Consider the following 25,692-nt stretch of genomic DNA (forward strand, 5'->3'; position numbering starts at 1 on the left):
TGAAAATCACCCTCATGGATACAAAAAAACGCTTTGGATCGCAGGCGCCGTTCGTCAACGCCGCGAACCAATCGATCACGGTTGACGGGACTCCATTCGTCTATCGTGACATGGGACCCAAGACTGAGGTGCCGCTGGTTGTGTTCAATCATTGGGGCGCGGTGCTGGACAACTTTGATCCCAGGATCATCGACGGGCTGGCAAAAACGCGGCGTGTCATCGCCACCGACTTCCGCGGCATCGGTGGCTCGGGTGGAACCGCGCCACTGACCGTCGATGAAATGGCTAACGATGCAATTGGCCTGATTCGTGCGCTGGGTTTTGACAAGGTCGACCTGCTCGGTTTTTCACTCGGCGGATTCGTCGCTCAGGACATCGCCCTGAAGGCTCCCGGACTGGTGCGCAGAATGATTCTCGCCGGGACCGGACCTGCCGGTGGCGCAGGTATCGACAGGGTCGGGTCGGTGGCATGGCCATTGATGATCAAAGGCTTGCTGACGCTGCGAGATCCCAAGTTCTACCTGTTCTTTACCTCGACGGCCAACGGCCGCCAAGCCGCATCGGAGTTTTTGAAACGTCTGAAAGAACGCCAGAAAGATCGAGACAAGGGCCCAACGCCCACCGCTTTTCTACGGCAGTTGAGAGCCATCACCGCGTGGGGCAAACAGGCGCCACAAGACCTCGGCCGCCTGCAAATCCCGACACTGATAGCCAATGGGGACAAAGACATCATGGTGCCCACAGTCAACTCGATCGCGCTGGCGAACCGCATTCCCAATGCGCAATTGATCATTTACGAAGATGCGGGGCACGGCGGAATTTTCCAACATCATGCTGATTTTGTGGCAAAGGCTTTGGCGTTCCTCGACGCCTGACAGCAATGAGTTTTATCGCATCAACTTTGCAGGGAACCCTTCCCTCCCTCATTCGAACTGACGAGAGCAGCACCATCATGAAGGCATTTTTTATCGATCGCTACGGCAAGCAGAATGGGCATATAGGCGAAGTGCCCGACCCTTCGGTAGGTGTCCATGACGTCCTGGTTCAAGTGCATGCCGCAAGCGTGAACCAGTTGGACTCGAAGATCCGCACTGGCGAATTCAAACTGATCCTGCCCTATTCATTTCCGCTGGTGCTGGGCAATGATCTGGCCGGGATCGTGGTTCGGACAGGCTCGGCGGTGAAGCGATTCAAGCCAGGAGACGAAGTCTATGCACGCCCGCCTGAGGAACGGATCGGGACTTTTGCTGAACTGATTGCTGTGAACGAAAACGTGCTCGCGCTGAAACCCTCAAATATCAACATGGCTGAAGCCGCTTCCATCCCCTTGGTCGCTCTGACGGCCTGGCAGGCGCTGGTTGAAACCGGTCACTTGAAAAAGGGCCAGAAGATATTGATTCACGCCGGATCCGGCGGTGTCGGCACCATTGCCATCCAACTCGCCAAACACCTCGGAGCCTTTGTTGCGACCACCACGAGCACCCCGAATGTCGAGTGGGTGAAGGCACTGGGGGCGGACGTGGTCATCGATTACAAACAGCAGAACTTCGAAAGCGAGTTGCACGATTATGACGTGGTATTGAACAGCCTGGGCGCCGATGTACTGGAGAAATCGCTCAAGGTTCTGAAGCCTGGCGGCCAGCTCATTTCCATTTCGGGACCGCCGACGGCGCAGTTCGCCCAAGAGCAAGGATTGTCCTGGGGGTTGAGGCAAATCATGCGCCTGTTGAGCAGCGGTATTCGAAGAAAGGCACGCAAGCAGGGTGTCGGCTATTCATTTTTGTTTATGCGTGCAAATGGCACGCAACTACAAGAAATCACCACGCTCATCGAAGCAGGCGTTATCAAACCGGTCATTGACCGATCCTTTTCCTTTGAATTAACGGCAGATGCTTTGAGGTATGTTGAACAGGGCAGATCAAAAGGCAAGGTCACCGTCAAGATCAAATAAGTACTTACATAAAATGCCAGTAGACAAAGCGCATCCTGCCAAGCATCAGAATCCGCCACCGGAACCAATTGAGCCGGCCCCGCAAAACCCCAGTAAGAAGGAACAGCTGCAACCGAATGTCACGCCTGTAGAACCGCAGACAATCATTTGGCGTAGCTTGATGCTTGAGCAGTAATGAGGAGTGGTACGGGTTCGCCGTTGAACAGGTATTGCAGGGGGTAGTTGCGCATGGTGGGGTCCTCGTAATAGCTACCAAGACGTTCGACGGCGTATGTAAGTTATCAATGGCTGCACGAGGTTCTTGATCCGTCATGATCGCCACCGACACTACTGGGTGCGTTCGGATGCATTTTTCGAAGTCATCGCGAAGCTATCCATATTCGGCACCAAGGATGCTGATTGAGGGACAGCGTCCAGCCACCTAAAACGTCACCGCATGCTTTCGATCAAGGCTGTCGCCAAAGCCACGGATCACCTCCAACAACGACTTCACCCGCAGCGGTAGATTCCCGGCCGGGTACACCGCGTGCATCTGCGGGCTATCACCGCCGCTGGAGGTGAGCTTGTACTCGGGACAGACCCGCAGCAGGCGCCCCGCTTGCACTTCGGGCTCCGCCATCCAGTCCGCCAGACGGGCGATCCCGACGCCCGCCAGGGCCGCCTGGAATACCGCCAAACCGGAGCTGAAACGAAACTTTGGATGAACCCGAAAGCTGATGGCCTGCTCTTCACTGCGAAAATTCCACTCCTTGAGAATCCGCGGCGCCGTATGCAGGATCAGCGAGTGCGCCTCCAGCGCCTCAATGGAATCGGGTATCCCGCGCCGCTCCAGATACCCGGGGCTGGCATACAGGTAGCGTGAATAATTCCAGAGCGGATAGCCGATCAGGTCACTGGATTGCGCAAACGCGCCGCGAATCGAGAAGTCCAGCTTGCCCTTGACCGGGTCGATGGTCTCATCGGTGAAGATCACATCGACGTTCACGTCTGGATAACGCTCGCTGTACTGCGCGATCAATCGGGGCAATACCCCGTGTCCGAGAAACTCGGGGGCGGAAAAGCGGATCCAGCCGCAGGCCAGGCCGCTGAGACCGGCCAAGTCTTCATCCGCCTCACGTTGCAGATCCAGCATTTTGTAAGCGTGAGGCATCAAGCGCTCCCCCGCTTCAGTCAAGCTCACGACATTGGACGAGCGATTGAATAACTTGACCCCGACACTTTCCTCCAGGGCTTGAACGGCACGGGTCAGCGCACTGGGGGAGCGCCCCAGCGTACGTGCCGCCGCGACGAAGCTGCGCTTGCGCGCCACCGTCGCAAAGGCTTCAAGTTCTCCCAACATATTCAATGCCACTGACCACCTCATTGCACTTTTCACAACGTGGCATTGCAACACAAAAAAAGCGCTTCCGTTAACCTTCCCGCTCAACTCACAAGGATGTAAGTAACAGGAACAAAAGATGACCGAGCAAGCAGACGCATCTTTCGCAAGAGACACCGACCGACATGCCTTGGCAGCGCATGATTTAACGGCAATGGGTAAGGCGGTGATTGATGATGGGGTGAAGGCGGTTACGCCAAGACCTGTTCAAGCGAAGGATGAAGCCGGGATTTAACATCCATTAACCCTGATATGAGCCCCGCGCTTTCGGAGCATCCTGATCTCCATGGGGGTCACTTCCCATGGCGCCAGTGCGGCCAAACTCAAGATGGGGCTGAGCCGTTGAGCATTCTCACCGAAGAGTTTTCTGCAAAGCTGGCAGCCTTCAATGCCCTGACTCGCGACATGCGTGAGGCGGGAATTGCAATTAAGGCGTTGGTGCTTGCCGATAACAAAATTTTCGTCGATCAACGAAATATCGAGCTGTTATCGCTGCAGTTTGGGCACGAGCTTCGCGGAATGCGCTGCAGCGCCGATGGGCGCTTTGCCCGAAATATGGCAAAGATCCGTGGCGTTGGCGTGGTCTGGTTCACTTTGATTAAGGAGCAGAACGATTGACCCAATCTCTCGACGACTCAATTGAGGCTTTACGGGAGGCGGCAGGGTGCGACCAACTGCCCCTGATTTGAGCGCTATGAAACACGTAGAAACCACCGGACCCTCACCACCCTTTCATCGTCAGAGCCTGATTTCATGGTCGATATTGTCATCCTTTGTGTATTCGCCTTCGCCGCCGGCCTGATCGATGCAGCGGTGGGCGGCGGCGGACTGATCCAGATACCCGCGCTGTTCAACGTGCTACCCACGGCGCAACCGGCGGCGCTGTTAGGTACCAATAAGGTTGCGGCAGCGTGCGGCACCGCATTCGCGGCTCGGTCCTTCGTGCGCAAGGTGGTGATCGACTGGGGCCTGGTGATCCCGGCCGCCTGTGCGGCCTTTGTCATGGCATTCTTCGGGGCGGCCACGGTGTCGTTCGTGCCCCAGTCGATGATCCGGCCGGCGGTGCTGGTGTTGATCGTGCTGATGGCGATCTACACCTTCTGGAAAAAGGACTTCGGCGCCCTGCACAAACCCATGCGCATCGGCACCCAGGAAAAACTGCTGGCGATCGTCATCGGCGGTGCCATCGGTTTTTACGACGGACTGTTCGGTCCCGGCACTGGCAGCTTCCTGATCTTCCTGTTTATCCGCTGCTTTGCCTTCGACTTCCTTCATGCCTCGGCGTCGGCCAAGCTAGTGAACATCGCGACCAACGTAGCGGCGCTGATATTCTTCATTCCCACAGGTAACGTGCTCTACCTGATCGCAATCCCCATGGCGGTATTCAACATCCTGGGCGCACTGACCGGCACCTGGCTGGCGGTTCATAAAGGCGTGCCCTTTGTCCGGGCTCTGTTCCTGGTGTTGCTGGGGATTCTGATCAGCAAATTGTCCTACGACCTGTTCCTGTAAACCTGAGGAAGCATCGATAGTCACGCCTCATCAGCCGGGTTTTTTCATGCATTTCATAGGAAGGACTCCTGGAAAATTCATCAGCCCGCAGACGGAGTTCCGTCTAAGCGTTCAAGACGGATTGCGAGGAGCTGCGAACTCGAAACAGGGGAGAATAACCGTCCGTAACTCTGCCCCGGCAACCTCGATCCCTTCGCTATTCTTAACCACACACCACCGCTGGCACGGCTGAATGCACGGCTTGCGGCATCATCGTCAGGAGTAAGGATCCGGGTAAGGAGCACGCCACCTCAACAGAGTATCGAATAATGAAAATGCTACTGATGGTCGAGTTTCCCCATGAACCTTTCAACGCACTTGTCAGGTCCGGGAAAATCGGCGAAATCATGAACCGCGTGCTGGAAACCATTAAGCCGGAGGCAACTTATTTCACTGAGCAGGATGGAATGCGAAGTGGAATTTTTCTGATCGATATAGAAGACCCTTCCGAAATTCCCGGCTATGCCGAACCCTTCTTTCTCAACTTTCAGGCCAACTGCAAACTGCGTGTGGTCATGAGTGCGCAGAACCTGCAAGACGCGGGTCTGGAGGAGCTCGGTAAAGCATGGGCGTGAGGTGCGATCAATGAGTGAGAAACCTGTGGCGAGGGCGTTTGTTCCCGCTTGAGTGCGTAGCACTTACAAAAATCGACAAATGGCTGTCGTATTTTGGGGCCGCTACGCAGCCCAGCGCGAGCAAGCTCGCTCGCCACACGGCATTCCAAAAACACAGATTATTGCGGCTGAAATGTCTGAAGGTAGGCCAACAGGTTTTCGATCTTCTCCGGATCGCTGAGCCCCCAGAAAATCATCCGAGTTCCGGGGACTACTTCTTTTGGCGCTTCGATATAGGCGGTGAGTGTTTCGCGGGTCCAGATGATGCCTGATGATTTCATCGCGGTTGAGTACTGATAGTCCGTCGTGCTTCCCGCAGAGCGCCCGAAGATGGCATTGAGCTGCGGCCCAAAAGAACCCCGTGCCGAAGTCCCTACTTGATGACAGCCGCCGCAGATACGGTTAAATAGCTTCTGACCGGCTTCAGCATCCCCCGCCGCTTCTGCTTGCAGGCTGATGAACCCGGCATTGAGCATCAAGGTGAAAATGAGTACGACGGCGTTTTTCATGTAGCGCTCCAAATCAGGTGTTGCAGGCAGCAAAAACGGGCGGCTATTTCATCATGACTGGCTGCTACACCGAAGCCTTGAAGTTAATCTATAACTCTCTTCTCCCTTTAACGTCGTTGCAGGAGAGCCAGTATGAAACCCGTCGAACCCTTTTATCGGGACGCTGGCGTGGGCCCGGGCGTTGTCTGCTTTCACGCCAATGCGAGTCACTCGGTGCAGTGGCGTGGACTGCAAGATCACCTGGCCGCAAAGTTTCGGGTCCTGGCGCTCGATTCGTTTGGCGCCGGCAAGAGCCCGGCGTGGCCCACCGATCGAATCGTCACCCTCAGTGAAGAAGCGCGCTTCGCCGAGCCGGTGCTCGCCCGCGCCGGCGAACCGCTCATTCTGGTCGGTCACTCTTATGGCGGGGCAGTGGCGTTGATCGCGGCGTTGCAGAACCCCGGCCGGGTGCGCGCCATGGCGTTGTATGAGCCAACATTGTTTGCCCTGCTCGACGCCGCATCGCCTCCACCCAATGAAGCGGACGCTATCCGTGAAGTCGTCGCAAACGCCGGGCTGGCACTTGAGGCGGGTAACCTCGACGCAGCGGCCCAGCACTTCATTGACTACTGGATGGGTGCCGGGGCCTGGGCGCAAACCCCGGAACAACGCAAACCCTCCATCGCCGCCGCGGTGGCCAATGTGCAGGGCTGGGCTCACGCGCTGCTGAACGAGCCGACGCCGTTGCTAGCCTTCCGTTCGCTCAACCTGCCGGTGCTTTTCATGGTCGGCAAGGACTCACCGGCATCGTCACGGGCAGTGGCGCGGCTGCTGACCGGCACACTGCCGAACGTTGAAGTGGTGGAGCTCGAGGGGCTCGGTCATATGGGGCCGATTACGCATCCGGAGATCGTCAATCAGGTCATCGTGCAATTTATTGAGCGCAGTTGATGTGAGCCATGCATTTCTTATACATCCCGGGCTTCAACGCCGAGACACGCGTTGGGGGTAGCCCTGTATCGGACGTTTTTCGCTATGCTGAATCGACTCTGAAACCAAACCGGAAGCGACGTATCTGGCGCTCTATACTGATTCCCCGTGATGATAATTAGAGCGCAGACGATGCCCGTCATACCTGATCAAAATCCTCCCGTCATCCTGGTCGCGGCTCAACAAAGCGATTTGGACAATCTTGTGGCCATTCGAATTGAGGCCATGCGCGAAAGTCTGGAACGCATTGGGCGATTTGATCCGGTGCGTGCCCGTGAGCGCTTTCTCAACGGTTTTGATTCCCGCAACACGCGTCACATCGAGGTGGCCGGTGAGCGGATCGGTTTTGTTGTGGTGAGGCATCACCTGAAAGAACTGCTGCTTGAGCACTTGTATGTGAGACCGAATGCTCAGGGATCAGGAGTAGGTTCTGCAGTCCTCATGCAGATTTTCAAAGAAGCGGACGCCGCCGCGCGCCCTATCAGGGTAGGCGCTCTCAAAGAGAGCGCTTCGAATCGGTTTTACATCCGTCATGGCTTCCAATTCGTCGAAAGCGGCGAGTTCGACAATTACTATGTTCGTCCAGTCGCTCCTGCGACTTAAAACAACGCGTACGCCGACTACAGCGCAGGACGCTGCAGTTTGACCCACTCCTGCACCGCAGGCCGCTGCCATTGACGCTGCGCGTATTCCACCAGCGCGGGGGGCACGGCGTCGCCGTTGAGTATCAGCCGGTTGAGCATCAAGGCCAGGTCCACATCGGCGATCGACCATTGCCCGAACAAGTATTCGCGGCCGTCAGCCAGCAACGCTTGTGCGGCACCGATCAGCTTGCGCGCGGCCGACTCGGCAACGGGCGACAAGGGCGCTGATTTGAGGCCATAAAACACCACCAGCGTGGATCGTTCCTGCCGAATGGGCAGCAGGTCACTGCGCAGCCACGCCTGGACTTGTCGTGCCTTCGCACGCAGCATCAAGTCTTGTGGGTAGACCGGCGTCTGGGGGAAAACGTCTTCCAGGTATTCAGTGATCGCCGACGATTCAGACAAGGCAAAGTCGCCATGCACCAGCGTCGGTACGCGCTGGGTCAGTGAAAGGCTGGCATAGTCTTCTGACTGGTTTTCGAGCGCGTCGAGATCCAGCGGGCTCAGTTCGAATTCGATGCCCTTTTCGCGAAGGGCCACGAAAACCGACATGGCATAGGGGCTGGTGAATTGAGCATCAACGTACAGGCGCAGGCGGGAGTCATTCACGGGGTCATCTCCATATGGTGAGCAGACACGCTACGAGATCCAATACCATAAAGAAAATGCATGATTTTTATGGGGGCATTCCTGAACGGAATACCTGCGATTGACAGCAGCTCAGCTCGCACCCGGTTGAAACTTCTTCCGGTAAGCCGCTGGAAGCAGGCCCACTCGTTGCCGAAAAAGCCTGCGAAAGGAATTGCCATCCTCGTAACCGACTTTGTAAGTGATGCTGTCCAGCGTCATTCGTGTTGATTCAAGAAGCTGCTTTGCCCTCTCCACTCGTAGCGCTTGCAGGTAGGTCAGCGGCGTGTACCCAGTGGCTTCCTTGAAACGCCTTTTGAAGTTCCTGACGCCGAACCCGAATCGCTGGGCCACGTCATTGATCAACAGTGGCTGATGGAAGTTATCCTCCAACCAATCTTGAACGCGCAGGATATCGCCATCCCCATGGTTCTTCGGCAGTGACCACATGACATAGACCGATTGTTCGCTGCGCACGTTGTCGACCAGCAAGTATTTGCCACACTTCTGCGCCAGCTCCAGTGAAGCGAACCGACGGATGAGGTGCAGCAAAAGATCCATGGCTGCACTCGCGCCCCCGCAGGTGATGACGCGATTGTCCTCACAGAGGATCTGCGCCTCCTCCAGACAGACCGCGCAATACCGACGGCGAAAAAGATCGGCAAAGGCCCAGTGCGTGGTGGCACGAATACCGTCCAGCATTCTCGCCTCGGCCAGCATGAACGTCGCCGTACACATTGAAGCCACAACGGCACCTTGCGCATGCTGTTGGCGCAGCCACGGCCCATAACCTGCAAATGCAGGCAAGGCATCCTTCAGGGTGAAGAGGAACCCCGGGATTACCACCAGATCGGTTCGGCAGATTTCGGCGATGGATCGGTCTACGCGTAGCGTCTGCCCGCCCCACGCGGCGACATCACCGCCATCCAATGAGGCGACAACCACATCAAATGGCGCGCTGGTGGTGTCGGCGAACAGGTTGGCGGCACTGAGCACCTCCAGCGCCAAGGTGGCGCTGGCAGCGGAACATTGATCAGCCAGTAACAGAGTAACGTGCATGAATGAATGATCCGGATTGCGCTTTTCGCATGAAAAAAGTCATTTGTGCACCTACCTTATCCGATTTCTGCGCCCTAAAGTGCACCGCTCTACTCAGCCCTCGGCGTATTTATGAATCTCTGGTTTCGACTGTTCCTCATGCTGTTTCGTCGCCCATGGCGCAAGCCGGTTGATGGGCTGGCCACTACCGTCATCCGCATGCGCGTCTGGCCGCTCGACCTCGACCTCAACCGGCACGTCACCAATGGCCGTTATTTCACCATGGCCGACATAGGCCGCATGGACTTCGTCCTGCGCAGCGGTGCCTATCGAGTGGCCCTGCGCCATAGAGCTGTGCCGATTGTTGGGGATATCTGGGGCAAGTTTCGGCGGGAGCTGAAGCTGTTCGAATCGTTTGAGATTCATACCCGAATACTCGGCTGGGACGATAAATGGAGCTTTATGGAACACCGCTTCGTGAGCAAAGGACGCGTGATCGGCGTCGTCATCATGCGGGGGCTGTTCCGCGGGGCCAAAGGCACGGTCTCACCTGCCGAGTTTGTCCGGGAGCTGGGATTGGCTGAACGGTCACCCGAGATGTCGCCGTGGCTGACAGCCTGGTCGCAGAGCTGCGACGACATGAGCCGCCAGCTGCGAGAGGAAGAAGGCCTGGCGCCTCAGCTTCATCCTGTCTGCGAACCCTAACAGGCGGCCAAATAGAAGCTAATATTCCTCTGAATCCCCCTGCCAAGGACTGCAACCATGAGCCGGCTCGAGCTACTGACCAAATGGAATCGCATGATCGTTCGGTTGCAGATTGAACATGAAATCAGTGCCCGGGATTTCGAGAAGTTCAGCTGAAAACTGGGTATCCCCTGCGTTGTGCTGTCAGCGATCGTCAGCGCCAGCGTCTTTGGCTCAATCAGTGATTCCTCGCCCGTATGGCTCCAATACGTAGCCGGCGTCCTGTCACTCCTGACCCTGGTGTTGAGTTCGGTTCAGACCTTCCTGAACTTTGACACCCGGGCTGCGGGGCACAAAGACACCGCCGAGAAACTCGGGGCGATATCGCGTGAGATTCAGGACGAAATCGCCAGCGGCAAGGACGAGGCTATCCTGGGCCCAATCGTTTTTGACCTCCGCAAGCGCATTGATTCGATTCTTCTTGATGCGCCGACCTTGCCCAAGTCGACAATAAGAAAACTGGGGGATGTTCGCGTCCACACAGAGACACCGCCAGCAGAGCAAGACACCGTCCCGGCTTGATTAGAGGCCAGACTCTGGTTTGCAGCATCGTGAAAGGAGGCGTTTGAAATGCAACTCATCACGTTGAAAATCGACAAGCCGCAAGCGACGAACTTCATTTTGGGCCAGACGCACTTCATCAAGTCCGTCGAGGACATCCACGAAGCGTTGGTCAACGCCGTGCCAGGTATCCAGTTTGGCGTGGCCTTTTGTGAAGCCTCCGGCAAATGCCTGGTGCGATGGTCCGGCACCGATACCGCCATGATCGAACTTGCGCAGAAAAATGCGCAAGCCATTGCCGCGGGCCATAGCTTCATCATTTTCCTGGGCGACGGTTTCTATCCGCTGAACGTGTTGAACGCCGTCAAAATGGTTCCAGAGGTGTGCCGTATTTTTTGTGCAACGGCCAATCCAACTGAGGTGATTGTTGCTGAGACGGAACAGGGGCGCGGGATTTTGGGCGTGGTGGATGGCTTCTGCGCCAAAGACATTGAAGGTGATGAAGATATTTTGTGGCGCAAGAATTTGTTGCGGCAGATCGGCTACAAGTTGTGATTTGAGTCAGTGAGAAACCTGTGGCGAGGGAGCTTGCTCCCGCTTGAATGCATAGCACTCACAAAAATCGGCAATAGTTGTCAGATTTTTGGGGCCGCTGCGCAGCCCAACGTCGGAACGCCGCCCGGAGCAAGCTCGCTCGCCACAAGGCAGGTATGACTGATGAGCGCTTAAGTGAACAACATTACAAGGCCTTGAGACTCACCTGCCAGAATTCTGCACGAGTTGCTCAACAAAAAACTCCACATGCCCTCTCGGATGAGTCGGCAAAGGCCAGGTGTCGACGTTGTGAGCCAGGGCCTGGAAGGCTTGAGCGCATTTGGAACGGGGAAAGGCTTCAAGCACTGCACGCCCCTTCTGCACGGCTTTGTGCGCACATTCATCGTTGGGTATCGCGCCGACGTATTGCAGCGAGACATCCAGGAACATGTCGGTAATCTTTTCCAGCCTGGCAAACAGATTGCGGCCTTCCGACGGACTGCCCGTCATGTTGACCAACACCCGAAAACGGTGCAAACCGTAGCTCAGGTTGAGCAGTTTGATCAGCCCGTAGGCGCCGCTGATTGAGGTGGGTTCATCGCACACGACCACCATCACTTCCTGCGCCGCGCGGATGAAGTTGACCACTGAGCCACCGATACCGGCGGCCGTATCGATCACCAGCACATCCAGCTTATCGCCAATATCGCTAAAGGACTGGATCAGCGCACGGTATTGCGCCGGCTCCAGATGAATCATGCTCTGCAAGCCCGAAGAGGCCGGGACAACACGAATGCCTCCAGGCCCTGGCAACAATGCCTCGGACAGCTCGCAACGCCCTTCAATGACATCGGCCAGTGTGTAGCGCGGGGTCAGCCCCAACAGAATATCGATATTCGCCAGGCCCAGATCGGCGTCCAGCAATACGACGCGCCGCCCCATTTTTGCCAGCGCCAACGAAAGGTTAACCGCCACCGTTGTCTTGCCCACGCCACCTTTACCGCCAGTCACAGCGATAACTTGCACGCAATGCACATCATCCATTTTGTCTTCCCTTCCTTGCGCATCGTGTGCCAGTACGTCATGGCCACCGTCCAGATGCCGCAAGAATAGCTGAAAAGTGCGAAATAGCCGCGTTGTCTTCCGACGAGAGGCACTTCGCCACCTGCCATCGAACTTTTTCAACGAAAACGCCGCTAATTCATTGACTCAGAGAATGACACTGCGCTCCTGAACGATCGCTGGCAGATGTACCGATAGAGCCTCAAAGCCCTCATCGATGATGCACTTCGCTGGGCCAGATCATGGGCGAACACCTGTCCTTCTACAGCAACCTGTTCGGCAGCTATTTTGTCGTTAAAGGCGCCTGAGCCCTGCTCACCCATACAAAAATGGAGAAAATACTGAAGCGTCTAAATCCAGACATCATTGATTGCGGTTCTTTCTCCTTCCTGATCGCCGGTATTCAGCACGCCACGCGGCTCGATCAGTAACATCTTCACCTCTCGCTCAGCATAAGGCTTGTGTTCGACGCCCTTGGGGACGACGTACATTTCTCCCTGCCTGACCACCACGGCGCCCTCTCGAAGATCAATGCGAAGCTCGCCTTCGAGGACGATGAAGGTTTCATCGGTGTCGGCGTGGGAATGCCAGACAAAGTCGCCTTCGATTTTCACCACCTTGAACTGGTAGTCGTTCATTTCGGCAATGACCTTGGGCGCCCATTGCTCGCTGAACAAAGCAAACTTTTCGGCAAAGTTAATCGCGGTGCAGGTCGTCACGCCGGGTTGGGAATGCATTTGAGTCGTCCTCACTAGCCAAGTTATCGAGGTCTGACTTTAGGAGATGGGCAGCGCTGCGTATTGCATGATTGTGCAAGTCGAACGCCCTTAAACAAGGCCCAGTCTTTTCATCCATCGACCGGGTGAGACGCCGTAGGTCTGGGTGAACTGACGCGTCATGTGGCTTTGATCGAAAAAGCCTGCGGAGACGGCGGCCTCCGCCATCGAGTGGCCCCCGAACATCAGTGCCCTTGCCAGATCGAGACGTCGTTGCGTCATGTATCGATAGGGGCTCGTACCGTACAGCGCACGAAAATCACGGCTCAGGCTCCAGCGGTCTCGACCACTGGCCTGCGCTAACTCCTCCAGGGTAATGACTCGATCCAGCGACTCATGAATCAGCGCACGCGCGCGTTCGGCCGCTGCGAAATCAAACGACTTGCGCCGCCCGCGTTGCCCCGAGTTCACATCCAGCGCCTGCGCGAGATCGTAAATGGCATCGTCTTCTTCCAGGGGTTCGATGCAAGCGTCGAGGTTTTGCAGCAGCACCTGGGTCGCGGCATAAAGCCGTGGGTCGCTGGATATACCACCCTCGATGAAGGGCAAGGGCTTGCCGCCTAATACTTGCTGAATCAAAGCGGGTTCGATGTAGATCATCCGATAATGAAAACCCGCTTCGGTACCGGCTTCACCGTCATGCACCTCGTCCGGATGCAATACGACGGTTTTCCCGGGCAGGCTGTGACGCTTGGTGTTGCGGTACTGGAAACTTTGAACACCCGACAGCGTTCGTCCGATGGCGTACGTGTCGTGGCGATGCGGCGTAAACCCATGGCCGCCAAAAAAGGCTTCGATACGCTCCATCTTCAACGGCTGAGCCGAGCGCTTTACCCAATCCTTGTCGCCCCTGGTTTTCGTCATGTCCCTGTACCTCTTGAATGATGTCAGTACGGTACCAGCCAGCGTGTCCGATGTCCTCGGCGGGCTGACCCGTGCAAGCCTGAATCAGCCCCCACGGCGGCGCCGTTAAATTTGTCTCTTCCCCTCGTGAACCAGTCTTCAGACCCGCAGTCTTAGCCGTGCCGTAAAAGAAGCTCACCCAACGAAGCGCTCCTACGGTCATTGCTCGTTCCTGCCCCCTATCGTCATCATCTCATCAGAGCTGTCCGTTCATGCGCCCAATCGTCCGCCGCTGTCGCTTTATCTCTCTGTGCCTGATGCCTTTGCTCCCGCTACTCGCCTGCCCCGCCCATGCCAGTGGGGAGCGGCAACTGGTGGAAGTCATCAACGACTACCGCGCCGATCCCGATCGCTGTGCGGGGCGTGCGGTCAAGCCGTTGCGGCCGTTGTCGCTGAAATCGAACCTGGCGTTACCGGTCGGCTATGGCGGTGGTTTGCGGAGCGCCCTGAAAGCTAAGGGCTATCAAGCGGTGACGGTGCGCACCATTCGCGTGGTCGGCGCGCAAGATGCCGATGAGGCGTTTGACATGCTTGAGAGCGACTATTGCGGGGCGCTGCTCGATACCCAGTTCGCCGATATCGGCGTCACTCGTTCCCGTAGCGAATGGCAGGTGGTGCTGGCGCAACCGGTGCTCGACGGACGTGTCGGTGATTCGCGAGAAGCAGGCAAGGCGTTGCTGGCACAGGTCAATGCGGCACGGGCCAGGCCGCGCCTGTGCGGGCGCCAACGCTTTGCCGCCGCACGACCGTTGACCTGGAATGCAGCCCTGGGGGCCGCCGCGCAAGGACACAGCAAGGCAATGGCCTACGGCAATTACTTCGCCCACCGCGATCCTGACGGTGATATGCCATTGGATCGGGCCAAAGCCGCCGGCTATCGAGGCCGGCAGATTGGCGAAAACATCGCCGCCGGGCAAAGCTCACCGAACAAAGCGATGGCCGGCTGGCTGGCCAGCCCCGGGCATTGCGCCAACCTGATGAATCCGATGTTTACCCACGTGGGCGCGGCCTATGCCGCCGATTCGCGCAGCGACGAGGGTGTTTATTGGACGATGCTGTTTGGTGCGCCTTGAGTGAAGCGCGTTCCATAACCCCTGAAATGCCAGTCGGTTAATCGCAAGCCCTGTGGGAGCAGGCTTGCTCGCGAAGGCAGCGGCATAGTCGACATTGATGTCACCTGACACACCGCCATCGCGGGCAAGCCCGCTCCCACAAAAGGATTGGCGACGTACACAAATTTTGCAAACAACACCGACCACTGTGGGAGCGGGCTTGCCCGCGAAGACGGCGGCACAGTCGACATTGATGTCGCCTGACACATCGCTTTCGCGAGCAAGCCCGCTCCCACAGGTTCCGACGGTGTTCTTCAGACTCGGGGCATTATTCAAATACTGACGGCGCGGCCACGCGTTGCCGCCCTTTGAAGGCCAGCGAGAAACAGAAAAATATCACCAACGCGAACCCTGCCGGGAACAGCCAGATGCTTTTCCAGTCATGGCTCTCAGCCGACGCATAGTGATCGGTCACCGTCCCGGCCACCCAAAAGCCAATCAGCATGCCCAAGCCGTACGTCGCGAGCGTGATCAACCCTTGCGCGGAGCTTCTGAAACGCTCCGACGCTTTGGCATCGGTGTAGATCTGCCCCGAAACAAAGAAGAAGTCGTAGCAGATGCCATGCAAGGCAATGCCGGTGAACAACATGAAGGCGAGGTCCCCGTTGTTGCCGTAGGCGAACAGCAGATAGCGCAACGCCCACGCCAGCATCCCCACCAACAGCGCGATCTTGATGCCGAAACGCTGAATGAACAGCGGCAGGAGCAACATAAACAGCACTTCCGAGACTTGCCCGATCGCCATCTTGGCGGTTGGATTGGTCACGCCGATTTCCGCCAGAAACGGGTTGGCATTCTGGTAATAAAACGCCAATGGAATGCAGATCAAAATGGAGGCGATGAAGAACACCAGGTAACTGCGGTCCTTCAACAAACCCAAGGCGTCCAGCCCCAGCATTTGCTTTAAGCCGACACTGCCCGGCTCAGGTTTGAGCGGCGCGGTGCGCGGCAGGCTGAAGCTGTAGATCCCTAGCACGAGGGAGGCGATGGCCGACATCAGAAACGTGTTGCGCAAGCCACCGGATGAGATCGCTTGTTGCGAATCCCAGGCAAACACAAAGCTGATCACCACGCCCGCCACGATCCAGCCAATGGTGCCCCACACTCTGATCCGCGAGAACTCCAGGGCCGGGTCGCGCATCTGCCGGAACGCCACCGAATTCACCAACGCCAGCGTCGGCATGTAGATCATCATGTAGGCCAGCACGAACGGGTAAAACGCGCTGAAGTCAGGCGCTCGATAGAGTTGCAACAGCAGCACCGCGCCGATCAGATGCAACACCGCAAGGATGCGGTCGGCATTGAAGTAGCGGTCGGCAATCAAACCGATCACAAAGGGCGCGATGATCGCGCCCCAGGACTGCGTCGAAAACGCCATGCCGATCTGCCCGCCGCTGGCCCCAAGATTACTGGAGAGGAAGGTGCCGAGGGTCACGAACCATCCGCCCCAGATAAAGAACTGCAAGAACATCATTACGCTTAATCGCGCAGTCATCGTGGTCATATCAGTCACCGTCTTATTGTTTTTCTTTTTTGGGAGAAAGGGGCAAACAGGTTATTCAGGCGTCGGGCAAACCCAATAGCCGTCGATTGAAACGCTCGTCGGAGGTCACACTGGCGAAATCATCGAATGCCTTTCGGGTTTTGCTGATCATGTGCTGCTGGATGAAAGCCGCTCCTTCTGCGGCGCCCTGCTCCGAATCCTTCAGGCAACACTCCCATTCCAGAACCGCCCAGCCGGCAAAGTCGTACTGCGTCAATTTGCTGAAAATCGATTTGAAATCAATCTGCCCATCACCCAAGGAACGGAAGCGGCCAGGCCGCTCGACCCAGCCTTGATAGCCGCCGTAGACACCCGAACGGGCGTCGGGCCGGAACTCGGCGTCCTTGACGTGGAACATACGGATGCGCTCGTGGTAGCGATCGATGAAGCCCAGATAGTCCATTTGCTGAAGCAGCAGATGGCTCGGGTCGTAGAGAATCGCGGCGCGCGGATGGTGATCGACGGCCTCAAGGAAACGCTCGAACGAGGCGCCGTCGTGCAGGTCTTCGCCGGGATGGATCTCGTAGCAGAGGTCAACACCGGCTTGCTCGAAACAATCGAGGATCGGCAACCAGCGCTTGGCCAGTTCGGCAAACCCCTGCTCGACCAGACCGCTCGGGCGTTGCGGCCACGGGTAGACATAGGGCCACAACAGCGCACCGGAAAACGTCGCGTGCGCCTTCAGCCCCAACCGTTGGCTGGCGCGGGCGGCGAGCTTCAACTGATCGATGGCCCACTCGGTTCGTGCCTGAGGTTGGCCGCGCAAATGCGCGGGGGCGAAGTCATCGAACAACGTATCGAACGCCGGATGCACCGCCACCAGTTGGCCCTGCAGATGCGTCGACAGCTCACTGATTTCGACACCTGCCTGGGCGCAGACGGCTTTCAATTCATCACAATAATCCTGACTGTCGGCGGCGCGCGCCAGGTCGATGTATTGCGTGCCCAGGGTCGGCAATTGAATGGCTTTGTAACCCTGCGCTGCAGCCCAATGAGCAATGTTGGCGAGCGTGTCAAAGGGCGCTTCGACGGACATGAACTGCGCGAGAAAAATACCCGGGCCGCGCAGGCCTGCCGGTGTTGGGGAGGTGTGGTTCACGGGAGGGTTCTCCGGATTCATGGGTTGCAGACCAGTTCGGTCCACTTCGCGTCGCCGCGATGATTAGCGACCACCGCTTCGATGAACGCCATGCCACGCAACCCGACGTCGATGCCCGGCACGCCGGGGGCATCGTTGCCTTCGACGTTGCTGCGGATCGCGGTGGCGAAATCGCCATAGAGATTGGCCATGGCCTCGAGATAACCTTCGGGATGCCCGGCAGGCAAACGCATGCGCTGACTGGCGGCCTCGCACAACCAGGGCTGGCCGACACCGGAACGAAGGATGCTCAACGGTTGATCAAGGGAACGATGGATCAGGCTTGCAGGCTCTTCCTGACGCCACTCCAGCCCGCCCTTGTCGCCATAGACGCGGATCTTCAACGGGTTCTCTTCGCCGGCGCAGACCTGGCTGGCGATCAACACCCCGCTGGTCCCGGCGGCCATCTTGAACAGCATCGCCGCGTCATCGTCCAGTTGCCGTCCGGCAATGTGCGAACCCAAGGTTGCGCACACCTGTTCGATGGGTTGGTCCGCGACGAATTCAGCCAGTGAAAAGGCATGGGTGCCGATGTCGCCAATGCAGCCGCCCAGTCCGGACTGCTCGGGCTGATCGCGCCAACTCGCCTGCTTGTTGCCCTGCCCGGCCACATCCCGGCTCAGCCAGCCCTGCGGGTATTCGACGATGACCTTGCGCACAGCGCCGATCACGCCGGTACGCACCATCGCGCGCGCCTGCCAGACCATTGGATAACCCAGATACGTGTGGGCCAGTCCATAGAGGCGGTCGCTGCTTTTCACTACTGCCTTGAGCGCCAGCAGTTCGGACAGATTGAGTGCCGCGGGCTTTTCGCTGAACACATGAAAACCCGCGCTCAGTGCCTGGCTGGCGATCGGCGCGTGCAAGTGATTGGGCGTGACGATGACCAACAGCTCCATGCGCTGGTCGGCAGGCAGTGCGCGCTCGCTATCCAGCATCTGCTGCCAGTCGCCGTAGCAGCGTGAGGCGGACAATCCCAGCGCGGCGCCGGTGTCCTGATTGTTGCGGGCGTCTCGGCTGAATGCACCGCACACCAGTTCAAAACGACCATCGAGGCCGGCGGCCTGGCGGTGGGCTTTGCCGATGAAGGCACCCTCGCCCCCCCCGACAAACCCCATTCTTATTTTTGCCGTTGCAACATTCATCGCGAATTTTCTCTTGTTCGGGGCAGATTAACGCTCAGGTTTGACTATGATGTAACCGGTTACATCATGCCGGAAATTTAGGCTCAGTTACTTCAGGTGTCAAACCCGGGATTAAAAATGAAGGTCATTTCAGCGCACGGCCGGACTGCGGTAAGCTCGCCGGCCACGTTTACATCTGCCGGTTCGATAACGAGGTTGTCTTGTCCAATATCCGTGAAGTAGCCCGGCTGGCCGGCGTCTCGGTGGCCACCGTGTCCAGAACGCTGAAGTCACCCGAGCGCGTACTCCCCGAAACCCGGGACAAGGTCAACGCAGCCGTGGAACAGGCCGGCTACCGGCCGAACCTCATGGCTGTGCAGTTTCGTTCGCGCAGGACCGGCAATCTGGTGATTCTGGTCCCGGCCATCGCCAACACGTTTTTCGCACGGGTGATCAGCGGTGCCCAACAGGCCGCGCAGGCGGCCGGTTACCGCCTGCTGCTGTGCGACACCCAGGGCCGCGAGGAAATCGAACGGGAATTTGCCGCGCTGGTGTACGCCCACCAGGCCGACGGCGTGATTCAGTTGCGCGCCTACGACCCTTTTGAATCGCCCTCCCCCCACGGCGAGTCACTGCCCTTGGTCAACGCCTGCGAGGTGATTCAAGGCGGGCGGCATCCGACGATCAGCCTCGACAACCGGGCAGCGGCCAAGGCCATGACGAAGCATCTGATCGATCTGGGCCATCGTCGGATCGGCCTGATCAAAGGCCCGAAAAGCAGCCCGCTCACACGCGACCGTGTGGCCGGTTATCAAGATGCATTGCATCAGGCCGGTATCGAGTCGGATCCGCAATTGATCTGCCACGGGGACTTCACGTTGCAGGCCGGTTTTGATGGCGCGGGAATGCTGCTGGAACTGCCCGACCGTCCGACCGCGTTCTTTTGCGAAAACGATGAAATGGCGATCGGTGCATTGAAGCGCATCAAACAACAGGGTTTGCGGGTACCCGACGATATTTCGTTGGTCGGTTTCGATGACATTCCGTTCGCGGCCTACTGTGATCCAGCATTGACGACCATTGCACAACCCGCCGAAATCTTTGGCCAAAAAGCCGTTGAAATGCTGATCGCCCTCATTGAAAAAAAGCCCATCCCGGACCGCCATGTGGTGCTGCCGTTCACATTAACCGTGCGTAACAGTACGACCGCCCGAAAGGGATGAGGGAGAAATCATGGACATCAAAATCGACCTGCAACGTATCGCGCTCCAGGAAGAAACCCTGAAGTTTGAGCGCTTCGACAAAGCGACAGCCTGGGACTTGGGCACCCGTTTGAAAACCGCCTGCGAGGAGCAAGGCGTGTGCGCCACGATTGAGGTCAGGCTGGCGCGGGACACCGTGTTCTTCTACTCGATGCCAGGAACCTCCGCCAGCAATGCCGACTGGGCACGACGCAAGCGAAATGTCGTAGAACTGATGGAACTCAGTTCGTATCGCGTAGGCCTGTCCTTTAAGCTTCAGGGCAATTCACTCGAGGCTTTGATGGGGTTGCCGCTGCGTGATTACGCCGATCATGGCGGCAGCTTCCCGGTGTCAGTCAAGGGCGTGGGGTGCATTGGCGCCGTCACCGTTTCAGGGCTGCCCCAGCGTGAGGATCATGCCCTGGTGGTTCAGGTATTGGCCCAGATGTGTGGGGTCGACCCGAGCGAACTCGCGCTTGAGGGCGAGTAGCCTCTAGTGCCAGTCAGTTAAGAGATAGAACAAGCGATGAGTAACCTGTGGCGAGGGAGCTTGCTCCCGCTGGGTCGCGAAGCGGCCCCCCTTACCCCCAAAAAGAGGGGGACTGCTTCGCAGTCCAGCGGGAGCAAGCTCCCTCGCCACAAGTTCAGTATCACGCTTGACTGACTGGACGGATCGGTTACTTCGGTTGCGCCACCGTGCGCAAATAAGGTTTCACCGTTTTGAAGCCATCCGGATATTTCTTCCGGGCATCCTCGTCGGAGACCGAAGTGGGAATGATCACGTCCTCGCCCGGACGCCAGTTCACCGGGGTGGCGACGGTGTGCTTGGCGTTCAACTGCAAAGAATCGAGCAGACGCAGCACTTCATCGAAGTTGCGCCCGGCACTCATCGGGTAGATCAGCATCGCCTTGACCTTTTTGTCCGGGCCGATGATGAACACTGAACGCACCGTGGCGTTGTCCACGGCAGTCCGTGCGCCGCCACTGGCATTCGGATGAATCATGTCGTAGAGCTTCGCCACCACCAGGTTCTCGTCCCCGATCATCGGATAGTTGACCGCATGCCCCTGGGTCTCTTCGATGTCTTTGGCCCAGGTCTGATGGTTACTGACAGGGTCGACGCTGAGACCGACGATCTTGGTGTTGCGTTTATCGAACTCCGGCTTGAGCCCTGCCATGTAGCCAAGCTCAGTGGTGCACACCGGGGTGAAGTCCTTGGGGTGCGAAAACAGGATCGCCCACTTGTCGCCGATCCACTCGTGGAAATGCAGCGGGCCTTCGGTGCTTTCGACGGTAAAGTCCGGTGCTTCGTCGCCAATACGGATTGCCATGTTCGTTCTCCTTACTGTTGAGTCACAGGGACGCCGCTGGCTGCTGTGCCAACGGCCTTCAGGATCTGCGTTGAACCTGTCAACGCGGATCAGTATAGGAGACGCTTGAACACAAGGTAGTTATCGCCGCGCCCATTCTGCAGCCCTTGAACGACAGGGAATTCAAGCCTTCGAGTTACCTTCGACCGACACGGCAAGCCCGGTTGTCCTGGCCACCCAGTAGTAGAGAATGCCCGGCACCACCAGCCCGACGATCCAGGAAATATCGACACCGCCAAGCTGCGCGACCATCGGTCCGGAATAGAAGTGAGTGTCGACAAAAGGCAGCTGAACCAGCACACCGAGGACATACACGCTGATCCCCAACACATTCCAGCGGCCATAACGCCCGGCCGGGTCGGACAACGCGGGAATGTCATAACGCTCTTTGTTGATGAAGTAATAATCCACCAGGTTGATCGCGCTCCACGGCGTGAAGAAGGTCAACAAAAACAGAATGAAGTATTTGAACGTCGTGAGAAACGAGTGCTGCCCCAGCAATGCAAGCGCGGTGGACGCGCCGACAATCGCCAGCACAAACAGCATGCGTTTGCCGGCGGATATCTCGAAGCCACGACGGAAGCCACTGATGATGGTGGCCACGCACATGAAGCTGCCATAGGCGTTGAGGGTCGACACCGTGACCTTGCCGAACACCACGCTCAAATACAGCAGGGAGGCGATCACCCCGCTACTGCCCAGCCCAACGATGGTGGCGACTTCATGACCGCGAAAACTCGTGCCCGCCAACGCAGCGGCGAACACTCCCAGCACCATGGACGCCTGGGCGCCCAGCACCGTCCCCAGGCCTACGGCGGTGAACGTCTTCCAGGACGAAGTCTTGCTCGGCAGGTAGCGTGAGTAGTCGGCCACATAAGGGCCGAACGCGATCTGCCAGGACGCGGAAAGGGACACCGCCAGCAGGAAAGTGCTCCAGCCGAAATGGCGATTTTCCAGCAATAGACCGATGTCGTTGAGCGTCATCAATCGGGTAAACAGATAGACGAAGGCAATGATGCCCAGCACGCTGGCCACCCGACCGACCAAATGGATGACCCGATAGCCGAAGATCGTCAGAAACGCGATGCAGGAGGCGAAAATAAGAATGCCGGCACTGTCGCTGACATCGATCAGCTGGGCAATGGCCTGCCCCGACAGTACCGCGCCGGTAGCGCTGAAGCCAAGGTACATCAGGCACACCAGCACAATCGGGATCGCCGCCCCATAGACGCCGAACTGCACGCGACTGGAGATCATCTGCGGCAGCCCAAGCTTCGGCCCTTGTGCCGCATGCAGGGCAACTACCGCACCGCCAAGCAACTGGCCGATCAGCAAACCCATCAGTGACCAGAACACATCGCCACCCAGCACCACGGCCAAAGCGCCGGTGACGATCGCGGTGATCTGCATGTTGGCGCCGAGCCACAGGGTGAACTGGCTGTAGAGGCTGCCATGGCGCTCGGCCTCGGGAATGTAATCGATCGAACGTGTCTCGATCAGGGGACTTCGCTGCTGACTATCGCTGACCTTGGTCATTACGGTGTTCTCTTCTGAGGGGCAGACGGGTAAAGGGTTTCAAGTCGAACACTGTTTTGTGGCGAGCGAGCTTGCTCGCGCTCGACTGCGCAGCAGTCGCAAAATCGCATTGTTGTCAGAATTTTGGGGCCGCTTCGCAGCCCAGCGGGAGCAAGCTCCCTCGCCACAATGGATCGCTTGACCCTGGGTTTCTGTTAACTGACTGGCAGGGTTTTAGCGCTTAGAAGGCCTTGCTGGCACTGGCTACCACGGTGGCAGTGCATAGATCGTCATAGCCGTACCAGCTCGCGCATTCGCTTTTCGACAGGTCGGTATCAATGTAGCTGAGGCCCCAGGTCACGCCCACGAAATCACGGGTCAATTTGGCTTCCCATTCGGTGTAGGCATCACGGCTTTCACCGTTGGCGGACCAGAAAGCCGGGTCTTTGACATCGTTGCGACCCACGCGCAGGTCCAGGCCGATCTCGGCCGGCAATTCGATTTTGTAGCTGAGGTAGGTGTAGAGGGTGTCCTGGTCCTCGCCAAAGAAGTTCGGCGTATCGTTTGAGTAGTTGGCGCCGAGCTTCACGCCATAAACGTCAAGGATGGCGTAGACCTCACTCATGTTGAATTGGCCTTCCTTTGGATAGTCGTACTTGAGGTACCCCAGATCGAGACTGATTGCCTCGGTCGCCTGCCAATAGAATCCCGCGTAGTACTCGAGTTCCTGCCGAGTCTTGTATGGGCCGCCGAAATCGACATTCGAGGTCCAGGCGCCAACGTACAAGCCGCTGCTGTGCACCAGCGTGGCGCCGGCCTGAACCGCCGGATCCCCCAGGGTTTGCGAAATGCCACGCGTGCGGTAGTCACTGACAACGCCCAGGGTCATGTCCAGGCTGAAGTTGTCGTCAAGTGTCAGTGCCTGGCTGGTCAGGGGAGCCAATACAAGGCTGGCAAGGGTCAATGCTGAGCGTACGTTCATACAAGTCTCTTATTTTTATGGATCAGCGGGTGATTTCGGGCGTAGCGTTGCCCAGCCCCTCGCCATGCGAGGAGCAGGAGCATTTTTTGGTGCTGCCGGCGGGTAGTCGTCAGGACGCGGGGGCGTAAACCTGCTTGCCAGCGAAGAAGGTCTTCAGGACCTTGGTGTCGAACAGCTCGTCATCGCTGACCTTGAACACATCGCGGTCGAGGATGATCAGATCGGCCTGTTTGCCAGGCGCCAGCGAACCAATCTGTTGCTCCAGCCGCAGGACTTTGGCGGCATTGAGGGTGTAGGCGTAGAACATGGTCTGGCGATCAATGCTTTCATTGGCATTCAACACACCCAGCGGCCCTTTGCGGGTGCTGGCCTGAGCGATGGCATTCCACGGATTGGGGCTGGACACCGGCCAGTCACTGCCACCGGCGATGACCGCACCGGCGTTATGCAGGGACCTGGCGGGATACTGATAACCGTAAGCGAACGCGCTGATATACGGTTTGACCAACTCCACCGTGTAAGACTCGCCGGTAGCCCACAGCAGCTGCATGGAAGCGATCACGCCCAGTTGCTTGAAGCGCGGGAATTCCTTTGGATTGACCAGTTGCAAGTGAGTAATGCTGTGGGCCATCGGTGCCGGGTTGAGTTTGCGCGCGTATTCAATGCCATTGAGTGACTCACGTACGGCACGGTCGCCGACCGCATGCGTGTGCACAATCCAGTCACGCTTCTCCGCCGCCACCACCAATTCACCGAAGTGTGCCGGGTCAATCAGCAACTGACCGTTTTTGTGACTGTTGGTGAACGGAACGATCACCGCTGCCGTCTGCCCCGGAAACTCCAGAACGCCGTCAGCGAAGACCTTGATGCCAGGGAAGCTGAGATTGGGCACGCCTTCGAATTTCTTCATCACCTTGGCCAGCACTTCCAGATCGGCCGGCCGGCTTTTTGGGTTGGCCAGCAGCAGAGCCGCGACGTGGGCATTGAGCTCGCCCTTCTCTGCCAGTTCACGGTAAAGCGGTAGAACACCGTAACTCTGCTCGGTGGCCCGGAAATCGAACAGCGAATCACCACTTCCGGCATTCGCTGCCGCGTCCATCCAGGCGGTAACGCCATATTGATTATTGACCTTCACCGCCTCGCGGGCAGCCTTGAGCATGAGCTCGTTGCCGGGCGCGGGGATCTGACTGCGCACCTTGTCCCAGCGCGACTCGGCGAACAAACCGTTGGGAGTGAAGTCCGCTGCGTGCCCCACGAAGCTGCGGTCCTGTTCCGACAGACCTTTTACCAATGCCGCGTCGATCTTCAGACGCTTGAGCATCGCGTTGTTGGCCCAACCGGTATGCCCGTCAATCCCGCTGAGGACCACCGGTTGATCCGCCCAGCGTCCCTGATTGAAGCGCTGACCGAGCTCGCGGCTTTTCTCCCAATAGGCCGAACTCACCCCGGCAATGCTGATCACGTCACCGGCCCGTGCTCGCCCCGCCTTATCTTGCTCGATCACCCATTGTTCGAGTTCCGGCAACGGCTTTACTTCATCCAGCAGGTTGGCCCCCTGGCTGTTGAAGGCCGCAACGACCGGGTGGCTATGGGTATCAATCATTCCAGGCATCAGCACTTTGCCCGCCAGATCAATGCGTTGTGTCTGGGCATCAGCCAGGGCGTTGATCTCGGCATTGCTGCCCACTTTTAGAATCTTGCCATCTTGCACCGCCACGGCCTGAACCAGTGCTTGACCGGGTTCGGCGGTAAAGACCTTGCCGTTGAACAGCACAAGATCAGCGGCGGCCATGGCCTGCACCGAGGAAAGGGCCAGGGCTGCGGCCAACAGGTTGGGAATGAATCGTTGCATCGGAACACTCTCTT

General features: G+C 57.8%; 28 protein-coding genes. 14 read left to right on the top strand and 14 right to left on the bottom strand.

Annotation, left to right across the window (positions count from 1 at the left end; translation table 11 throughout):
* Positions 1-14 precede the first annotated feature (14 nt).
* Together ACZ3HH_RS02430 and ACZ3HH_RS02435 are read left to right on the top strand one after the other, a co-directional pair.
* Positions 15-875 carry an alpha/beta fold hydrolase gene (locus ACZ3HH_RS02430; RefSeq protein ID WP_465802733.1) on the top strand — a complete coding sequence of 287 codons (861 nt, stop codon included), beginning with the start codon at positions 15-17 and terminating at the stop codon, positions 873-875.
* 77 nt (positions 876-952) lie between these two features.
* Positions 953-1,951, top strand: a complete 999-nt coding sequence (locus ACZ3HH_RS02435; RefSeq protein WP_465802734.1) for an NADP-dependent oxidoreductase — start codon at positions 953-955, stop codon at positions 1,949-1,951.
* A gap of 421 nt (positions 1,952-2,372) precedes the next feature.
* Here the strand turns inward: ACZ3HH_RS02435 and ACZ3HH_RS02440 are convergent, their stop codons facing one another.
* A complete protein-coding gene (locus ACZ3HH_RS02440) occupies positions 2,373-3,302 on the bottom strand; it encodes a LysR family transcriptional regulator (RefSeq protein ID WP_465802586.1) in 930 nt (309 codons plus the stop codon).
* A 106-nt stretch (positions 3,303-3,408) separates the two neighbouring features.
* Between ACZ3HH_RS02440 and ACZ3HH_RS02445 the strand changes: the two genes are divergently transcribed.
* The 4 genes from ACZ3HH_RS02445 to ACZ3HH_RS02460 all read left to right on the top strand — a co-directional run bounded on the left by ACZ3HH_RS02445 (position 3,409) and on the right by ACZ3HH_RS02460 (position 5,455).
* On the top strand, positions 3,409-3,564 hold the full coding sequence (locus tag ACZ3HH_RS02445; protein WP_465802588.1) for a DUF3077 domain-containing protein: 156 nt from the start codon (positions 3,409-3,411) through the stop codon (positions 3,562-3,564).
* 107 nt (positions 3,565-3,671) lie between these two features.
* Entirely contained in the window at positions 3,672-3,947 is a 276-nt protein-coding gene (locus tag ACZ3HH_RS02450; RefSeq protein WP_465802590.1) for a hypothetical protein, read from the top strand.
* 135 nt (positions 3,948-4,082) lie between these two features.
* A complete protein-coding gene (locus ACZ3HH_RS02455; RefSeq protein ID WP_465802591.1) occupies positions 4,083-4,841 on the top strand; it encodes a sulfite exporter TauE/SafE family protein in 759 nt (252 codons plus the stop codon).
* Positions 4,842-5,149: 308 nt separating this feature from the next.
* A complete protein-coding gene (locus tag ACZ3HH_RS02460; RefSeq protein WP_460145402.1) occupies positions 5,150-5,455 on the top strand; it encodes a panthothenate synthetase in 306 nt (101 codons plus the stop codon).
* 158 nt (positions 5,456-5,613) lie between these two features.
* Here the strand turns inward: ACZ3HH_RS02460 and ACZ3HH_RS02465 are convergent, their stop codons facing one another.
* On the bottom strand, positions 5,614-6,003 hold the full coding sequence (locus tag ACZ3HH_RS02465; protein ID WP_465802593.1) for a c-type cytochrome: 390 nt from the start codon (positions 6,001-6,003) through the stop codon (positions 5,614-5,616).
* Between the two features lie 132 nt (positions 6,004-6,135).
* Between ACZ3HH_RS02465 and ACZ3HH_RS02470 the strand changes: the two genes are divergently transcribed.
* Together ACZ3HH_RS02470 and ACZ3HH_RS02475 are read left to right on the top strand one after the other, a co-directional pair.
* Positions 6,136-6,933 carry an alpha/beta fold hydrolase gene (locus ACZ3HH_RS02470; RefSeq protein ID WP_465802595.1) on the top strand — a complete coding sequence of 266 codons (798 nt, stop codon included), beginning with the start codon at positions 6,136-6,138 and terminating at the stop codon, positions 6,931-6,933.
* A gap of 171 nt (positions 6,934-7,104) precedes the next feature.
* Positions 7,105-7,575, top strand: coding sequence for a GNAT family N-acetyltransferase (locus ACZ3HH_RS02475; RefSeq protein ID WP_465802597.1), 471 nt, complete (start codon positions 7,105-7,107; stop codon positions 7,573-7,575).
* Positions 7,576-7,592: 17 nt separating this feature from the next.
* Here ACZ3HH_RS02475 and yfcF read toward each other — a convergent pair whose 3' ends face one another.
* Together yfcF and ACZ3HH_RS02485 are read right to left on the bottom strand one after the other, a co-directional pair.
* Positions 7,593-8,225 carry a glutathione transferase gene (yfcF, locus tag ACZ3HH_RS02480; RefSeq protein ID WP_465802599.1) on the bottom strand — a complete coding sequence of 211 codons (633 nt, stop codon included), beginning with the start codon at positions 8,223-8,225 and terminating at the stop codon, positions 7,593-7,595.
* A 111-nt stretch (positions 8,226-8,336) separates the two neighbouring features.
* Positions 8,337-9,302 carry a GlxA family transcriptional regulator gene (locus ACZ3HH_RS02485; protein WP_465802600.1) on the bottom strand — a complete coding sequence of 322 codons (966 nt, stop codon included), beginning with the start codon at positions 9,300-9,302 and terminating at the stop codon, positions 8,337-8,339.
* Positions 9,303-9,413: 111 nt separating this feature from the next.
* On the opposite strand from ACZ3HH_RS02485, the gene ACZ3HH_RS02490 reads away from it, so the two are divergent.
* From ACZ3HH_RS02490 to ACZ3HH_RS02500, 3 genes are all read left to right on the top strand, one after another.
* Positions 9,414-9,986 carry a thioesterase family protein gene (locus tag ACZ3HH_RS02490; protein WP_465802602.1) on the top strand — a complete coding sequence of 191 codons (573 nt, stop codon included), beginning with the start codon at positions 9,414-9,416 and terminating at the stop codon, positions 9,984-9,986.
* A gap of 165 nt (positions 9,987-10,151) precedes the next feature.
* Positions 10,152-10,547, top strand: a complete 396-nt coding sequence (locus ACZ3HH_RS02495; protein WP_465802735.1) for an SLATT domain-containing protein — start codon at positions 10,152-10,154, stop codon at positions 10,545-10,547.
* Positions 10,548-10,595: 48 nt separating this feature from the next.
* A complete protein-coding gene (locus ACZ3HH_RS02500) occupies positions 10,596-11,081 on the top strand; it encodes an adenosine-specific kinase (protein ID WP_465802603.1) in 486 nt (161 codons plus the stop codon).
* A gap of 201 nt (positions 11,082-11,282) precedes the next feature.
* On the opposite strand, the gene ACZ3HH_RS02505 is transcribed toward ACZ3HH_RS02500, so the two are convergent.
* The 3 genes from ACZ3HH_RS02505 to ACZ3HH_RS02515 form a co-directional block, all read right to left on the bottom strand.
* The gene (locus ACZ3HH_RS02505) at positions 11,283-12,104 is read right to left on the bottom strand and encodes a MinD/ParA family protein (RefSeq protein WP_465802605.1); all 822 of its coding nucleotides are present in this window, start codon (positions 12,102-12,104) and stop codon (positions 11,283-11,285) included.
* A 368-nt stretch (positions 12,105-12,472) separates the two neighbouring features.
* Positions 12,473-12,859, bottom strand: a complete 387-nt coding sequence (locus ACZ3HH_RS02510) for a cupin domain-containing protein (RefSeq protein WP_030130977.1) — start codon at positions 12,857-12,859, stop codon at positions 12,473-12,475.
* Between the two features lie 90 nt (positions 12,860-12,949).
* Positions 12,950-13,762 (bottom strand): AraC family transcriptional regulator, encoded by an 813-nt coding sequence (locus tag ACZ3HH_RS02515; RefSeq protein ID WP_465802607.1) that lies wholly within the window; start codon positions 13,760-13,762, stop codon positions 12,950-12,952.
* A gap of 251 nt (positions 13,763-14,013) precedes the next feature.
* Between ACZ3HH_RS02515 and ACZ3HH_RS02520 the strand changes: the two genes are divergently transcribed.
* On the top strand, positions 14,014-14,874 hold the full coding sequence (locus tag ACZ3HH_RS02520) for a CAP domain-containing protein (protein WP_465802608.1): 861 nt from the start codon (positions 14,014-14,016) through the stop codon (positions 14,872-14,874).
* 307 nt (positions 14,875-15,181) lie between these two features.
* On the opposite strand, the gene ACZ3HH_RS02525 is transcribed toward ACZ3HH_RS02520, so the two are convergent.
* The 3 genes from ACZ3HH_RS02525 to ACZ3HH_RS02535 are packed head-to-tail and all read right to left on the bottom strand — an operon-like array spanning position 15,182 to position 18,739.
* Positions 15,182-16,417, bottom strand: coding sequence for a nucleoside permease (locus tag ACZ3HH_RS02525; RefSeq protein WP_465802610.1), 1,236 nt, complete (start codon positions 16,415-16,417; stop codon positions 15,182-15,184).
* Positions 16,418-16,472: 55 nt separating this feature from the next.
* The gene (locus tag ACZ3HH_RS02530) at positions 16,473-17,576 is read right to left on the bottom strand and encodes a sugar phosphate isomerase/epimerase family protein (RefSeq protein ID WP_465802611.1); all 1,104 of its coding nucleotides are present in this window, start codon (positions 17,574-17,576) and stop codon (positions 16,473-16,475) included.
* Entirely contained in the window at positions 17,573-18,739 is a 1,167-nt protein-coding gene (locus ACZ3HH_RS02535; protein ID WP_465802612.1) for a Gfo/Idh/MocA family protein, read from the bottom strand. Before ACZ3HH_RS02535 ends, ACZ3HH_RS02530 begins: the two co-directional genes overlap by 4 nt.
* A 200-nt stretch (positions 18,740-18,939) precedes the next feature.
* On the opposite strand from ACZ3HH_RS02535, the gene ACZ3HH_RS02540 reads away from it, so the two are divergent.
* Together ACZ3HH_RS02540 and ACZ3HH_RS02545 are read left to right on the top strand one after the other, a co-directional pair.
* Positions 18,940-19,941 carry a LacI family DNA-binding transcriptional regulator gene (locus ACZ3HH_RS02540; RefSeq protein ID WP_465802614.1) on the top strand — a complete coding sequence of 334 codons (1,002 nt, stop codon included), beginning with the start codon at positions 18,940-18,942 and terminating at the stop codon, positions 19,939-19,941.
* A gap of 10 nt (positions 19,942-19,951) precedes the next feature.
* Positions 19,952-20,449 (top strand): heme-degrading domain-containing protein, encoded by a 498-nt coding sequence (locus tag ACZ3HH_RS02545; RefSeq protein WP_465802616.1) that lies wholly within the window; start codon positions 19,952-19,954, stop codon positions 20,447-20,449.
* Positions 20,450-20,636: 187 nt separating this feature from the next.
* Here ACZ3HH_RS02545 and ACZ3HH_RS02550 read toward each other — a convergent pair whose 3' ends face one another.
* The 4 genes from ACZ3HH_RS02550 to ACZ3HH_RS02565 all read right to left on the bottom strand — a co-directional run bounded on the left by ACZ3HH_RS02550 (position 20,637) and on the right by ACZ3HH_RS02565 (position 25,678).
* Complete coding sequence (locus ACZ3HH_RS02550) at positions 20,637-21,290, bottom strand: peroxiredoxin (RefSeq protein ID WP_038982589.1); 654 nt, start codon at positions 21,288-21,290, stop codon at positions 20,637-20,639.
* A gap of 162 nt (positions 21,291-21,452) precedes the next feature.
* Entirely contained in the window at positions 21,453-22,865 is a 1,413-nt protein-coding gene (locus ACZ3HH_RS02555) for a purine-cytosine permease family protein (protein WP_465802618.1), read from the bottom strand.
* A gap of 220 nt (positions 22,866-23,085) precedes the next feature.
* On the bottom strand, positions 23,086-23,826 hold the full coding sequence (locus ACZ3HH_RS02560) for a TorF family putative porin (protein WP_465802619.1): 741 nt from the start codon (positions 23,824-23,826) through the stop codon (positions 23,086-23,088).
* Positions 23,827-23,935: 109 nt separating this feature from the next.
* Positions 23,936-25,678, bottom strand: a complete 1,743-nt coding sequence (locus tag ACZ3HH_RS02565) for an amidohydrolase (protein WP_465802621.1) — start codon at positions 25,676-25,678, stop codon at positions 23,936-23,938.
* Positions 25,679-25,692 lie beyond the last annotated feature (14 nt).

It is taken from the genome of Pseudomonas sp. PME37.24/025 (assembly GCF_055556615.1).

Excerpts from the sequence above, each read along its gene's own strand:
- ACZ3HH_RS02550 (WP_038982589.1), bottom strand. The coding sequence starts at position 21,290 with ATGGCAATCCGTATTGGCGACGAAGCACCGGACTTTACCGTCGAAAGC.
- ACZ3HH_RS02500 (WP_465802603.1), top strand. The coding sequence starts at position 10,596 with ATGCAACTCATCACGTTGAAAATCGACAAGCCGCAAGCGACGAACTTC.
- ACZ3HH_RS02445 (WP_465802588.1), top strand. The coding sequence starts at position 3,409 with ATGACCGAGCAAGCAGACGCATCTTTCGCAAGAGACACCGACCGACAT.
- ACZ3HH_RS02430 (WP_465802733.1), top strand. The coding sequence starts at position 15 with ATGGATACAAAAAAACGCTTTGGATCGCAGGCGCCGTTCGTCAACGCC.
- ACZ3HH_RS02520 (WP_465802608.1), top strand. The coding sequence starts at position 14,014 with ATGCGCCCAATCGTCCGCCGCTGTCGCTTTATCTCTCTGTGCCTGATG.
- ACZ3HH_RS02490 (WP_465802602.1), top strand. The coding sequence starts at position 9,414 with ATGAATCTCTGGTTTCGACTGTTCCTCATGCTGTTTCGTCGCCCATGG.
- ACZ3HH_RS02525 (WP_465802610.1), bottom strand. The coding sequence starts at position 16,417 with ATGACCACGATGACTGCGCGATTAAGCGTAATGATGTTCTTGCAGTTC.
- ACZ3HH_RS02510 (WP_030130977.1), bottom strand. The coding sequence starts at position 12,859 with ATGCATTCCCAACCCGGCGTGACGACCTGCACCGCGATTAACTTTGCC.
- ACZ3HH_RS02485 (WP_465802600.1), bottom strand. The coding sequence starts at position 9,302 with ATGCACGTTACTCTGTTACTGGCTGATCAATGTTCCGCTGCCAGCGCC.
- ACZ3HH_RS02535 (WP_465802612.1), bottom strand. The coding sequence starts at position 18,739 with ATGAATGTTGCAACGGCAAAAATAAGAATGGGGTTTGTCGGGGGGGGC.
- ACZ3HH_RS02545 (WP_465802616.1), top strand. The coding sequence starts at position 19,952 with ATGGACATCAAAATCGACCTGCAACGTATCGCGCTCCAGGAAGAAACC.
- ACZ3HH_RS02455 (WP_465802591.1), top strand. The coding sequence starts at position 4,083 with ATGGTCGATATTGTCATCCTTTGTGTATTCGCCTTCGCCGCCGGCCTG.
- ACZ3HH_RS02565 (WP_465802621.1), bottom strand. The coding sequence starts at position 25,678 with ATGCAACGATTCATTCCCAACCTGTTGGCCGCAGCCCTGGCCCTTTCC.
- ACZ3HH_RS02555 (WP_465802618.1), bottom strand. The coding sequence starts at position 22,865 with ATGACCAAGGTCAGCGATAGTCAGCAGCGAAGTCCCCTGATCGAGACA.
- ACZ3HH_RS02470 (WP_465802595.1), top strand. The coding sequence starts at position 6,136 with ATGAAACCCGTCGAACCCTTTTATCGGGACGCTGGCGTGGGCCCGGGC.
- ACZ3HH_RS02435 (WP_465802734.1), top strand. The coding sequence starts at position 953 with ATGAAGGCATTTTTTATCGATCGCTACGGCAAGCAGAATGGGCATATA.
- ACZ3HH_RS02460 (WP_460145402.1), top strand. The coding sequence starts at position 5,150 with ATGAAAATGCTACTGATGGTCGAGTTTCCCCATGAACCTTTCAACGCA.
- ACZ3HH_RS02560 (WP_465802619.1), bottom strand. The coding sequence starts at position 23,826 with ATGAACGTACGCTCAGCATTGACCCTTGCCAGCCTTGTATTGGCTCCC.
- ACZ3HH_RS02530 (WP_465802611.1), bottom strand. The coding sequence starts at position 17,576 with ATGAATCCGGAGAACCCTCCCGTGAACCACACCTCCCCAACACCGGCA.
- ACZ3HH_RS02515 (WP_465802607.1), bottom strand. The coding sequence starts at position 13,762 with ATGACGAAAACCAGGGGCGACAAGGATTGGGTAAAGCGCTCGGCTCAG.
- ACZ3HH_RS02505 (WP_465802605.1), bottom strand. The coding sequence starts at position 12,104 with ATGGATGATGTGCATTGCGTGCAAGTTATCGCTGTGACTGGCGGTAAA.
- ACZ3HH_RS02475 (WP_465802597.1), top strand. The coding sequence starts at position 7,105 with ATGCCCGTCATACCTGATCAAAATCCTCCCGTCATCCTGGTCGCGGCT.
- ACZ3HH_RS02465 (WP_465802593.1), bottom strand. The coding sequence starts at position 6,003 with ATGAAAAACGCCGTCGTACTCATTTTCACCTTGATGCTCAATGCCGGG.